Below are 12,423 nucleotides of genomic sequence, written 5' to 3' on the forward strand. Positions count from 1 at the left end.
GTCAGGGAACCGCATGAAGATACTCGAACAATATATCCTGCGACGCGTCGTCCTGATGTTCCTCACGGCCCTTTTGCCGGTGCTGGCGATCATCTGGACCACCCAGGTATTGCAGCGTATCAATCTCGTGACGGACAGCGGGCAGTCGGTCGGCTCCTTCATGAAGCTGGCGACGATGATCCTGCCGACGCTCATCTCCACGGTCCTGCCCTTTGCCCTCGTCATCGGCATTACGCAGACGCTGACCACGATGAACAATGATTCCGAACTGGCCGTGGTCGACGCCGCCGGCGCATCGCGTTCGACGATCCGGCGACCGCTCGTGCTGCTCGGTGTCGCACTGAGCCTGTTCTCGCTGGTGATGGTCAGCTTTGTCGAGCCGGCGATGCGGGTGAATGTGCGCACGATGATTTCGACGGCTTATGCCGATCTCCTGTCTTCCGTCATCGAAGAGAAGACCTTCCGCAAGATCGAGGAAGGCCTGTATGTCCAGGTTTCACAACGGCAGGCCGGGCGTGGCCTCAAGGGCCTGCTGATCGCCGATTCCCGCGACCCGGCCTCGCAGATGATCTACTACGCCCGGGAAGGTGCCGTTGACGAGAGCGGGAAGACCTTGATCATGCAGGACGGCGAAGTGCAGCGGAAAGCACCAACGGGCGACGTGACCGTGATCCGCTTCGATCGTTATGCCTTCGACCTCTCCGATCTGTCCCAGGAACGCGGCCAGACGCGACTGGGGGCAAAAGACAAGTCGCTTACGGAGCTGTTCGATCCCGACCCGATGGACCCGTCATACCAGCGCAATCCCGGCGACTACGTTGCGGAACTGCATCGCCGCATCAGCTCCGCCCTCTTCCCGATTGCGTTCACGCTGATTTCCCTGATGCTGTGCGGCGATGCCCGCTCGCATCGCGAGGCACACCTGCATCCCATGGTGTCCGCGCTGATTGCGGCTCTGACGGTGTTCTGGATGCACAGTTATGCAACGTCACTCACCGAGCAGGATGGCGGATTTGCCATTCTTCTCTACGCCATTCCGCTCCTTGCTGGCGGCCTTTCCCTGATCTACCTCATGACCGACACACGGCCGAAACTGCCGCGTTTCGCCTCCAGGCTGATTGGCCTGGCGGTGGCATCGGCGCGCCGACGCCTGGGCCAGGATGCGGGGAGTGCGGCATGATCCGGACCCTCGGCCTCTATTTCTTCCGCCGCTATATGATGACGACGCTTTGGTTCTTCCTCGGCGTCATCAGCATCACATTCCTCATCGACTTCACCGAGACGTCCGGCCGGTTCGACAACCTCCCGGGCTATTCGGTCGCCGGCGTGCTATACCTTACGGCGCTGCGCCTGCCGCTTATCCTGCAGCAGACCGTCCCGTTTATCGGCCTCTTCGTTGGGATGGCGACCCTGATCAGCTTCAATCGGAAGTCTGAGCTCGTTGTCGCCCGCGCGGCCGGGATCTCGGTCTGGCAGTTCATGGCGCCGTTCCTGATCGGAGCCGCTCTCATCGGGTTGGCCACGACGCTGGTGATCAATCCGCTCGCAGCCTGGGGCCAGCGACAGGGCACGCAGATCCAATCCGACTGGCGCGAGTCGGCTGCACAGGCCAAGCCTCAGCCGGTTCCGTGGCTTCGCCAGAGCAGCGGCAATTCCGACGTCGCAATCGGTGCACAGACCGTGCTTGAGGACGGAACGCTGCTGATCGATGCCGTGCTTCTGCACTTCGACAAGGACGGGCGGATCGTCCTTCGGCAGGATTCCCGCACAGCGAAGTTGCAAGATGGTTACTGGATCCTTACCGACGTGACGGAGACCCGTCCCGGCGAGATCCAGAAGCGACTGGCAGAGGCTCGGGTTCCGACGAACCTGAATGCGGAATTTGTGCAGCAGCGCCTCGTCCAACCGGATAGCGTTGCTTTTTATGATCTTTTTAGAAAAATTGAGGTCACCAAGTCGTTTGGCATCTCCCCCCATGCCCTGGAAACCCAGTTTCACTCGCTTCTGTCATTGCCGTTTCTCATGATTGCAATGACGTTGATTGCTGCAACCGTGTCGCTCAAATTCAGCCGGATCAACCAATCGAGATCGGTGATTCTCGGTGGAATCTTGTCAGGCTTCGTGCTTTATGTTGTGACAGTGCTCGTCAGGGCATTTGGAAGCAGCGGCGTCATGCCGCCGTATGTTGCGGCCTGGGTACCAGTTGTCGTAGCGATGGCATTGGGGGCAACGATTCTGCTTCATAAGGAGGATGGTTAGTGGCGGTAAAAGACCGCGCGAATATCAGGAGGCTCACTGTAGCCCTGCTGACCGGTGTCGCTGTGTGCGCTTTGTCGCTCCCCGCGCCTGTCGTGCATGCACAAAGCCTCTCGGCACCGGCCTCCGGTTCCGCAGCAATGCCTGAAGACGCGAAACTCCTCCTCGCAGCCAATGAACTGCTTTATGACCGTGACGCCGAGCGCGTCGTGGCAAGCGGTGCGGTGCAGATCAATTACAACGGCTACCAGATGGTCGCTCGTCAGGTGGTCTATGACCAGAAGACGGGACGGGTCACGGCGGCCGGCAACATCGAACTGGTGGAGCCGACCGGTAACCGCGTCTACGCGGAATCCCTCGACGTCACCGACAACTTCGCCGACGGCTTCCTTCGCACGCTGCGCGTCGAAACGAGCGACAACACCCGTCTGGTTGCCGAGACTGCGGAACGCGTCGGCGGCACGCAGATGATCCTTCACAAGGGTGTCTACACGGCCTGCCTGCCCTGTGCCGAAAACCCCACTCGCCCGCCGATCTGGCAGGTGAAGGCGGAACGCGTCATTCAGGACGGGAAGAAGCATACGGTTCGGCTTGAAAGAGCCCGCTTCGAACTCTTCGGCCATTCGCTTGCGACGCTTCCGTTCATCGAAGTCCCTGACAATACCGTCAAGCGCAAGTCCGGCTTCTTGTTCCCGGAATTCCGCTCTGGCGAAAATGTCGGCTTCGGCATCTCGGTCCCCTACTATATCGCGATTGCTCCGGATCGCGACGCGACGATCACGACGACCGGCTTTACCAAGCAGGGTGTCCTCATCGAAGGCGAGATCCGTCAGCGCTTCGAAAAGGGGCAAGCCAATCTGCGGATTGCCGGCATCAGCCAGATGGACAGCGAGAGCTTTTCTGCCAATACCAGCGACGCAGCGCACGACTTGCGCGGCCTCGTGGCCTCCAAGGGTGATTTCAAGATCAACCCACGCTGGAGCTTCGGTTGGGATGTCATGTTCCAATCGGACAACAATTTTGCGCGCACCTATTCCGTCCAGGGACTCAACAACTCCACCAACACCAATACGGTCTATCTGACCGGCCAAGGTGACCGGAATTTCTTCGACATGCGCGGCTACTATTTCGACGTGCAGGACGCCGACATCAACAATACGGCGGAGAAGAAGCAGGCAACCGTCCTGCCGACACTCGACTACAGCTATTATGCGCCGGAACTCGTCGCGGGTGGCCAATTGTCGGGAACGATGAACTTCACGTCCCTGTCCCGCTTCTCGGAAGAGGCTGCCAACATCGACGGTCTGCCCGGCAACGATCTGTATCGCGGCCTGAAGGGCAATATGAACCGCCTGTCGGGCGACCTCGAATGGGAACGGACATTCGACGGGCCGGGCGGTCTGCAGATCACGCCGCTTCTGGCAGCACGTGGCGACGCTTACGGGCTCGCCATGGACGAGCCGGCAGACTACGCCGGCTACACGTCGGAAGATGCGCCGACACGCTTGATGGTGACGGCCGGGGTGGAGCTGCGTTATCCGTGGCTGGTCACGATGGGCAATAGCACCCATATCATCGAGCCGATTGCGCAGATCTATGCCCGCAATGACGAGCAACTGGCCGGCGCCCTTCCGAATGAAGACTCGCAGAGCCTGGTCTTCGATGCCAGCAACCTGTTCTCGCGCAACAAGTTCTCCGGCTTTGACCGGGTCGAGGGCGGCACACGCGCCAATGTCGGCCTTCGGTATACCGGCAGCCTCGACAATGGCATCGGACTGCGTGCCGTCATGGGCCAGTCCTATCACCTCGCCGGCCTGAACTCCTATGCGACGGATGATCTGCTCGCGGTAGGCTCCGATTCGGGCCTGGAAACGGACGTATCGGACTTCGTTGCTTCGGCCGGTATCGAATTGCCCATGGGCCTCTCGGTGAGCACGGGCGTCCGACTTGACGAGAAGACGCTTGAGCTGCGGCGTACGGACGTGAACGCAACCTATGCCAACGACCGGCTGTCGACGAGCGTGACCTTCTCGCAGGTGGCCGCGCGCCCGGAGTACAGCTTCAAGGAAGACAACCAGACGGTTTCTGCCAACGCCTCGGTTAAGGTGAACGAGTCGTGGTCTGTCTTCGGCTCCGCCAACTACGACATCGACTCGAATGCGTTCAACCGGCGCAGCGTCGGCGTCTCTTACGCTGACGAATGCACGACCTTCTCCGTCTATTATGCGGACAAGACGGACCCCGACGATTCGACAGCGAACGACTGGACCATCGGCGGCAGGCTGGTGTTCCGTACGCTGGGTGAAGTCAAGCTTAGCGACGTTTCGCTCTAGTGAGGTCGAAGGCCGCGTTCTGAGCCTTTGTTTTGCCGCATGGATTGTACAAACCATGCGGCAGTTTTAAGATCCGCATGACGAAGAACGTCCGGCAAATCCTTGTTTGTCCGGAGAAAGGATATGAGATGGCTACAGCGAAAAACGGCATCAGGCTTCTGCTCGCCGGCGTTATTGCGCTGTCGCTGAGCGTGTCCCCGGCGCCGTTCGTCGGCGACCAGGCGATCGCAGCGACATCGGTCGTCGCGGTGGTCAACAAGACCGCGATCACGAGCGGCGACGTGTCTCGTCGCGCGGCCTTCCTGCGCCTGCAGCGCAAGAGCGGTAATCTGCAGAAGCTCGCCAAGGAAGAGTTGATCGAAGAGGCCCTGAAGCGTGAGGAAATCGCGCGCGTCGGCATGTCGGTCAGCACGGCCGACGTGGATGCTTCGTTTGCCCGCTTTGCCGCATCCAACAAGATGTCGGTCGAACAGCTCAACTCGATCCTTGATCGCGCCGGCGTTACCGCTGCGCATTTCAAGGCATTCATTGCCGTTTCCATGAGCTGGCCTCGCCTCGTCAACGCCCGTTATGCGGGCGGTGCCAGCAGCAGGCTGTCGAACCAGGAACTGGTCACACGTCTGCTCGAGAACAAGCAAAAGCCGGTGACCACCGAATACATGCTGAAGCAGGTGATCTTCGTCGTGCCCGCCTCGAAGAAGGGGATCGTTGGCAAGCGCAAGGCAGAAGCCGAGAAGTCCCGTGCGTCCTTCCCGGGTTGCGATCAGGCGATGCAGTTTGCCAAGAACTATCTCGACGTTTCCGTCCGCAATCTCGGCCGCGTGATGGAGCCTGAGCTTCCGCCCGAATGGAAGCCCCTGATCGAGAAGGCGAAGGGCGGAACGACGGCGACCCGCGTGACCGACCGTGGCGTCGAATATCTGGCGATCTGCAACCAGCGCCAGGTGTCGGATGACGTTGCAGCCGAAATCGTGTTCCGCGCCGAAGATCTCGGCAAGGAAAAGAAGGAAGGCGAAAACCCGAACTCCGCCAAGTATCTGGAAGAACTGCGCTCCAAGGCCCAGATCGTAATGCAGTGACGGCGGAAGGCCGAGACATGACCGATGCCGTTCTTCCGCTTGCGCTGAGCCAGGGCGATCCCTCGGGTATTGGTCCCGATATTGCCTTGCAAGCGTTTGCGCATCGGGCGGCGCTTGATCTGCCGGCCTTTCTCTATATCGGCGATCCGGAGGTCCTGAAGGTTCGCGCCCGTCAGCTCGACATGAGCGTCTCCATCGCTGAAACCGATTGCGAGGGCGCGACCGCCCTGTTCGCGGACGCGCTGCCCGTCCTCCCTTTGCCGACCGGGAGCGACGTTCTCGCCGGCAAGCCGCATGTCGCGAATGCGCGCGGCACGATCGCCGCGATCGAGACGGCGGTGCAACTCACCCTCGCCGGTAGGACGCGTGCCGTCGTTACCAATCCGATTGCCAAGTCCGTGCTCTACGAAGCGGGTTTCGGCTTTCCCGGTCACACCGAATTTCTGGCCGATCTTGCGACAAGGGCAACGGGACAGCCGGTTGTTCCTGTCATGATGCTGGCCGGACCCAAGCTCCGCGCCGTACCTGTGACCATTCACATCCCGATCAAGGACGTGCCGGAGGCGCTGACGGAAGACTTGATCGTCGAGACCTGCCGGATCGTCGCTGCGGATCTGGCCAGCCGTTTCGGCCTCGCACATCCGCGCCTGGCCGTGGCCGGTCTCAATCCGCATGCGGGCGAAGGTGGCGCGATCGGCACCGAGGACGAGGATCTCATCCGGCCGGCGATCCGTCGCCTGCGCGATGCCGGGATCGATGCTTTCGGCCCTTTGCCGGCCGATACCATGTTCCATAACGAAGCGCGAACACGCTATGATGTGGCGATCTGCATGTATCATGATCAGGCCCTGATCCCCGCCAAGGCGCTTGGGTTCGACGATAGCGTGAATGTCACGCTCGGCCTCCCCTTCATCCGCACGTCGCCCGACCACGGCACGGCCTTCGGCCTGGCCGGCACCGGGCTTGCCCGCGAGCAGAGCCTCGTGGCGGCACTCAAAATGGCGGACGCCATGAGCCGTTTCTCGAAAGACAGAACCTGATGGCTGCCCTTGACGGATTGCCGCCGCTGCGGGACGTGATCGCGCGGCATGGGCTGGATGCGAAGAAATCGCTCGGCCAGAATTTCATTCTCGACCTCAACCTGACCCAGAAGGTCGCCCGCACTGCCGGGTCACTGGAAGGCGCCACGGTGTTCGAGATCGGGCCGGGGCCTGGCGGCCTGACGCGGGCGATCCTGGCGCTTGGTGCAGCCAAGGTTGTCGCCGTGGAACGCGACGCCCGCTGCCTTGCCGCTCTGGCGGAGGTCCAGGCGCATTATCCGGGCCGACTCGAGGTGATCGAAGGCGACGCGCTGAAGACCGATTTCGAAGCGCTTGCCGATGGCAAGCCGGTCAAGATCATCGCCAACCTGCCCTACAACGTCGGCACGCAACTGCTGGTGAACTGGCTCTTGCCACGTCAATGGCCCCCCTTCTGGTCGTCGCTCACTCTGATGTTCCAGAAAGAGGTCGGCCAGCGGATCGTCGCCCAGGAGGACGACAACCATTACGGCCGGCTCGGAGTGTTGTGTGGCTGGCGCACGGAAGCGCATATGGCCTTCGACATTCCGCCGCAGGCATTTACGCCGCCACCGAAAGTCACCTCAACAGTCGTTCATCTCGAACCGCGTCTAACGCCGCTCCCCTGCGATCCAGCGAAACTCGAGCGCGTGACGACCGCAGCCTTCGGCCAGAGGCGCAAGATGCTGCGGCAGAGCGTCAAGTCGATCGGCGGCGAGGCTCTGCTCGCCCGGGCCGATATCGACCCTCAACGCCGCGCCGAAACGCTCAGCGTCGAGGAATTCTGCCGGCTCGCCAACCTGCTGTGAGAAGCCGTTCAGGCTGCCTGACGGGCAGCTCTGCCGCCCGCTTTTTCGTTCGGCAGCCGGAACAATGCAATCTGGGCGTTGAGCCGGTCAGCTTCGGTCGCGACGCTTGAGGTTGCCGCGCTCGCCTCCTCGACCATGGCGGCATTCTGTTGCGTCACCTGGTCCATCTGGCTCACCGCCTGACTGATCTCCTCAAGCGCTGCCTTCTGCTGGTGCGCGGACGAGACGATGGCCGCCACGCGATCGTTGATCTTCAGCACGTGGTCCTCGATACCCCGCAGTGTCTCGCCGGTTTCCCGAACGAGACGGACGCCCGCCTCCACTTCCTGCGCGGAACGGGAGATCAGCGCCTTGATCTCGCGTGCTGCCGTGGCGGAACGCTGGGCGAGTTCGCGAACCTCCTGCGCGACGACCGCAAAACCTCGACCGCTTTCCCCTGCCCTTGCCGCCTCGACGCCGGCATTCAGGGCGAGAAGGTTGGTCTGGAAGGCAATCTCGTCGATGACACCGATGATCTGGCCGATCTGACCCGACGAGTGCTCGATATGATGCATGGCCTTCACCGTGTCGCTGACAACGGCACCGGAACGCTGTGCCGTCTGTGTCGCCTCGCGCACCAGGGTGCCGGCCTCGTCGGCCCGTTGGGCAGCGCTGCCGATTGCGGTGGTGATTTCGTTGATGGAGGCGGCCGCCTCCTCAAGCGCCGCCGCCTGACGCTCGGTCCGGCGCGCGAGATCATCTGCAGCCAGTTGCAGCTCTTGCGAGCCTCCATGCAGATGACCGGTGCTCTGGCGAATGGTCGCCATGATTCCGCAGAGCCGCTCCATGGAACCATTGAAATTGGTTCTGAGGGCATCCAGGCTCTCGGCAAACGGGCGTTCGAGACGGAAGCCGATTTCGCCGCTCGAGAGCGCGTCCAGACCCTCTGCGAGCTGTTCGACGGCATAAGCGATCTCCGCGGCACGCTCAGCGCGCTCCTGCTCGGCTGCCATTTCGGCCAGACGCTTGATCCTTGCCGCCTCCTCCTGTTCGGCAATGTCCTTCAGCATCCGTTCCCTGGCAAGGGCAATGTACCGGCCGACAGCCGACCCCATCTGGCCAATCTCGTCCTTGCTGTCGGAGCGAATGAGATCCACCTCGATCTCGCCTGCCGCCAGTTTGTGCATGGTCCGGGTGAGCAGACGCAAAGGGCGCACGACGGTCAGCGAGAGCGAAATCGCGAAGAAGCAGGCGATTGCGAGGACACCACCGGTGATGCCGCCAACCTTGAGCAGATGATGGTATTCACCGTCGGCGATCGCCTGGCTGTCTGCAACGATTGCCGCCAGGGTCTCGTTTTCCAGCTCCTTCAGGCGCTCGATCCGTCTGGCCGAACGTTCGAGCCATTCCTGATCGTTGAAGCCGGTCAAATCCGCTGTCAGGCCTGCCTTCATCATCGCAGAACGGATCTTTTCAACCGCATCGGCATCAGGGGTATGCAGCGACGCGGCATAGTGCTCGCGGTCGCCGTCTGGGATGAGATCGAGATACTGGTCGATAAGGGTCTTCTGCGACCCGAACATGCCGATGAAATCGAGGTAGTGGGCTTCGTCGAACCTGCCCTCGGCAAGGAAGCTGTGGCCGAGATTGCGCTCCTGCCCCGCCACTTCCTTGGCATTCATCAGCAGGCTGTAGGCCATCATCTTGCCCACGACGCCCTTGGCGCCGGCTTCAAGCGAAAACTCCTGGGAGACCTTCATCAGGTTGCGCACGAGCACGGTGTAGTAGGTGAACGTTTCTGTCTGGGAGATGCCGAGGGTATCGACCTTCGAGCGGATCGCGGTGAGCTCGGCGAGTATCTGCTCCAGCCCCTGCTCGTGGCGCGTCAACGTTGGATCGCCCTCTGCGAGAATGTCCGACCTGATCTTCGCCACATGGCCCACGCCCGCATCAACGGCAGTGCGCGCATTTGCCAGCTCGGTGCGATGCTGCGTTCCCTTGGTCGCCAGCACGCCGACAGCTTCGGCGCGTTCGGACTGGAGCGAGTGGACCAGATCCCCGAGAATTCCGAGATCTTCGCTCACCACGCCCAGTTCGCGGGCGTTCATGTAGGCAAGATAGGTGCTGTTGATCTCGACATAGGCAAGGCCTGCCAAGGCGAGCAGTGGAACGGCGAGGGCGAAAGCAAGACGCCAGGTTACCGAGATGTCGGTCAAGCGCATTTCTGTCTCCAGATCAGCCTGTGCATGTCGGTGCGACACGCAACTTTAACGGCAGCTGGAGAATGAGACAGAAGCGGTTAAATATTAGCTACGAATAACTTATGCAACTTATACAATGCTAAATTTCAGCCATTCACCCGTGTCAGGACGGCTGACGTTCTGCGGCACCCGTCTCATCCTGCAGCCACGCGCGGAGCTGCATGACGGCGCCTTGCTCCGATCCGCCCAGCAACCAGTAACCTCTGTCCGGAACCTCGACGCATTCACCGGCCGGGACGAGCAGACCTGCCTCCAGGAATTGATCGATGACGCCGAGCCAGCCCAGCGCCATGCCCTGCCCACCCAGAGCGGCCTGCACGACCATGGCATAGGTGTTGAAGCGCAGGTCGCCGGGTACGCTTCCCGGCTCCAGAGAGGTTCCAGCGGCGGCGGCATAGGATCTCCAATCCAGCCAGGGCGACCCTGGCTCCGCTTCGAGATGAATGCGGGGGGTATCGGCCATGGCAGAGCCGTCGTCCTGCGTCCATCGGGCCAGCAGCGCCGGTGCGCAGACAGGCACGACGCGTTCCGGCATGAGCAGCATGGCATCGCCGGCGAAATCTGCACGAGCGCCAAAGGCCACCGCGAGATCACCTTCTTCCTGCCAGTCGGATGCGAGGCGTTGGGAGGCAACAATCTGCAGGTCGATCTGCGGATGCGCCTGGCGAAAGCCTGGCATTCTGGGGATCAGCCAGAGGCTCGAAAAGGCATAGTCGGTGACAAGACGGATCACCGGGCGACGGCGGCCCCGGCGGATGTCACGCTTGAGCGTGTCGACATCACGCACCGTCCGCTCGGCAATCTGGAGCAGCCGGCGCCCCTCGTCCGTGAGGCTCACACCCCGATGCAGACGCTTGAGCAAGGGAACACCGAAGCGCTGTTCAAGCAAGCGGACCTGATAGCTGACTGCCGGCTGGCTCAGCCCCATGGCATCGGCTGCGGCCGAGAGGGAACCTCGTCGTGCGACTTCGACCAGAAGTCTCATCCAGCCCAGATCCACCGGCGCCTCAGCCATCCAAATTCCTTATACCACGCATCAAAAAACTACGACTACACAGCCAGTGGCTCTCCCTCTTCAATAAGCCCAGACAATATCATGGCAAAGGGGAAATCCATGACTGAACGCCCGAACATCCTGATCCTGATGGTGGACCAGTTCAACGGCACCTTCTTTCCCGACGGACCGGCGGATTTTCTCCATGCACCGCATCTGAAATCGCTGGCTGACCGGTCGGTGCGCTTTGCCAATGCCTATACGGCGAGCCCGCTCTGCGCGCCGGCGCGCGCCTCCTTCATGTCGGGGCAATTGCCGAGCCGCACGCGGGTCTATGACAATGCGGCGGAATTCGCCTCGGATATCCCGACTTTTGCGCACCATCTGCGCGCGGCGGGCTATCAGACCAGCCTGTCCGGCAAAATGCATTTCGTCGGGCCAGACCAGTTGCACGGCTTCGAGGAACGGTTGACGACGGACATCTACCCCGCCGATTTCGGCTGGACGCCGGACTATCGCAAACCCGGCGAGCGGATCGGCTGGTGGTATCACAATCTTGGCTCCGTGACCGGCGCCGGTGTCGCCGAGATCACCAACCAGATGGAGTATGACGACGAGGTTGCCTACAACGCCACCCGCCGGCTCTACGACCTGTCACGCGGCCATGACGAACGGCCCTGGTGCCTGACGGTGAGTTTCACCCATCCGCACGACCCTTACGTGGCGCGGCGCAAATACTGGGATCTCTATGAAGACTGCCCGGCGCTTGATCCGACGGTGCCGGCCATTCCCTATGACCAGCAAGACAGCCATTCGCAACGGCTGATGGATGCCTGCGACCACCTGGCCTTCGACATCACCGACGACCAGATCCGCCGGGCAAGGCAGGGCTATTTCGCCAATATCTCCTATGTCGACGACAAGATCGGCGAGATCCTCGATGTGCTGGAGCGGACGCGCATGGCGGAGAATACCGTCATCCTCTTCGTCTCCGACCATGGCGACATGCTGGGCGAGCGCGGTCTGTGGTTCAAGATGAATTTCTTCGAGGGATCGGCCCGCGTGCCGCTGATGATCTCGGTTCCCGGCCTTGAAGGGCGGCTGGTGACGACGCCGGTCTCGACGCTCGACGTGACGCCAACGGTCGCGGGGCTGGCCGGCATCGACATCTCGACGCTTGCCCCCTGGACCGATGGCGAAGATCTGATGCCGCTGGCCAAGGGGACTGGCAGTCGCGGGATGGTGCCGATGGAATATGCGGCCGAGGGCACGGTCAGCCCCATGGTCGGCCTGCGAGACGCCCGCTACAAGCTGACGTTATGCCAGGCCGATGCGCCGATCCTGGTTGATCTGGAGGCTGACCCTTATGAACTCGAAAACCTGGCCGACGCGCCTGCCGCCCAATCGGTGTTCAATCGGCTTGCCGACGAGGCGCGGTCACGCTGGGATCTGACGAAATTCGACGCGGCCGTGCGCGAAAGCCAGGCGCGCCGGCATGTGGTTTATCAGGCGCTGCGCAACGGTGCCTATTTCCCCTGGGACTACCAGCCGCTGCAGAAGGCGTCCGAGCGCTATATGCGCAACCATATGGATCTCAACATCCTGGAAGAGAGTCAGCGTTTTCCGAGGGGGGAGTGAAGGTCACCGTATCTGG

At 61.6% G+C, this 12,423-nt stretch carries 9 protein-coding genes; 7 read left to right on the plus strand and 2 right to left on the minus strand.

Going from position 1 to position 12,423, the window contains the following annotated elements:
- Positions 1–13 precede the first annotated feature (13 nt).
- The 6 genes from lptF to rsmA all read left to right on the plus strand — a co-directional run bounded on the left by lptF (position 14) and on the right by rsmA (position 7,535).
- A complete protein-coding gene (gene lptF / locus DFO46_RS10570) occupies positions 14–1,180 on the plus strand; it encodes an LPS export ABC transporter permease LptF (protein WP_120277244.1) in 1,167 nt (388 codons plus the stop codon).
- The gene (gene lptG, locus DFO46_RS10575) at positions 1,177–2,259 is read left to right on the plus strand and encodes an LPS export ABC transporter permease LptG (RefSeq protein WP_110793492.1); all 1,083 of its coding nucleotides are present in this window, start codon (positions 1,177–1,179) and stop codon (positions 2,257–2,259) included. The genes lptF and lptG overlap by 4 nt, the downstream gene beginning before the upstream one ends.
- A 92-nt stretch (positions 2,260–2,351) precedes the next feature.
- Positions 2,352–4,589 carry an LPS-assembly protein LptD gene (locus tag DFO46_RS10580; RefSeq protein ID WP_245408997.1) on the plus strand — a complete coding sequence of 746 codons (2,238 nt, stop codon included), beginning with the start codon at positions 2,352–2,354 and terminating at the stop codon, positions 4,587–4,589.
- A gap of 128 nt (positions 4,590–4,717) precedes the next feature.
- Positions 4,718–5,668: a peptidylprolyl isomerase gene (locus DFO46_RS10585; protein ID WP_120277245.1), complete on the plus strand. Its 951-nt coding sequence runs from the start codon at positions 4,718–4,720 to the stop codon at positions 5,666–5,668.
- 17 nt (positions 5,669–5,685) lie between these two features.
- Positions 5,686–6,708, plus strand: a complete 1,023-nt coding sequence (pdxA, locus tag DFO46_RS10590; protein WP_120277246.1) for a 4-hydroxythreonine-4-phosphate dehydrogenase PdxA — start codon at positions 5,686–5,688, stop codon at positions 6,706–6,708.
- The gene (gene rsmA / locus DFO46_RS10595; protein ID WP_120277247.1) at positions 6,708–7,535 is read left to right on the plus strand and encodes a 16S rRNA (adenine(1518)-N(6)/adenine(1519)-N(6))-dimethyltransferase RsmA; all 828 of its coding nucleotides are present in this window, start codon (positions 6,708–6,710) and stop codon (positions 7,533–7,535) included. The genes pdxA and rsmA overlap by 1 nt, the downstream gene beginning before the upstream one ends.
- An 8-nt stretch (positions 7,536–7,543) precedes the next feature.
- On the opposite strand, the gene DFO46_RS10600 is transcribed toward rsmA, so the two are convergent.
- Positions 7,544–9,736, minus strand: a complete 2,193-nt coding sequence (locus tag DFO46_RS10600) for a methyl-accepting chemotaxis protein (RefSeq protein WP_120277248.1) — start codon at positions 9,734–9,736, stop codon at positions 7,544–7,546.
- Positions 9,737–9,878: 142 nt separating this feature from the next.
- Positions 9,879–10,790, minus strand: a complete 912-nt coding sequence (locus DFO46_RS10605) for a LysR family transcriptional regulator (RefSeq protein ID WP_120277249.1) — start codon at positions 10,788–10,790, stop codon at positions 9,879–9,881.
- Between the two features lie 99 nt (positions 10,791–10,889).
- On the opposite strand from DFO46_RS10605, the gene betC reads away from it, so the two are divergent.
- Complete coding sequence (gene betC, locus DFO46_RS10610; RefSeq protein ID WP_120277250.1) at positions 10,890–12,407, plus strand: choline-sulfatase; 1,518 nt, start codon at positions 10,890–10,892, stop codon at positions 12,405–12,407.
- Positions 12,408–12,423 lie beyond the last annotated feature (16 nt).

Origin of the sequence: Rhizobium sp. AG855 (assembly GCF_003610655.1) — a bacterium.
Taxonomy (GTDB): Bacteria; Pseudomonadota; Alphaproteobacteria; order Rhizobiales; family Rhizobiaceae; genus Allorhizobium; species Allorhizobium wuzhouense.

What these genes read in the sequence shown, in the direction of transcription:
- lptF (WP_120277244.1), top strand. Translation starts at nt 14, where the DNA reads ATGAAGATACTCGAACAATATATCCTGCGACGCGTCGTCCTGATGTTC.
- lptG (WP_110793492.1), top strand. Translation starts at nt 1,177, where the DNA reads ATGATCCGGACCCTCGGCCTCTATTTCTTCCGCCGCTATATGATGACG.
- DFO46_RS10585 (WP_120277245.1), top strand. Translation starts at nt 4,718, where the DNA reads ATGGCTACAGCGAAAAACGGCATCAGGCTTCTGCTCGCCGGCGTTATT.
- pdxA (WP_120277246.1), top strand. Translation starts at nt 5,686, where the DNA reads ATGACCGATGCCGTTCTTCCGCTTGCGCTGAGCCAGGGCGATCCCTCG.
- rsmA (WP_120277247.1), top strand. Translation starts at nt 6,708, where the DNA reads ATGGCTGCCCTTGACGGATTGCCGCCGCTGCGGGACGTGATCGCGCGG.
- DFO46_RS10600 (WP_120277248.1), bottom strand. Translation starts at nt 9,736, where the DNA reads ATGCGCTTGACCGACATCTCGGTAACCTGGCGTCTTGCTTTCGCCCTC.
- DFO46_RS10605 (WP_120277249.1), bottom strand. Translation starts at nt 10,790, where the DNA reads ATGGCTGAGGCGCCGGTGGATCTGGGCTGGATGAGACTTCTGGTCGAA.
- betC (WP_120277250.1), top strand. Translation starts at nt 10,890, where the DNA reads ATGACTGAACGCCCGAACATCCTGATCCTGATGGTGGACCAGTTCAAC.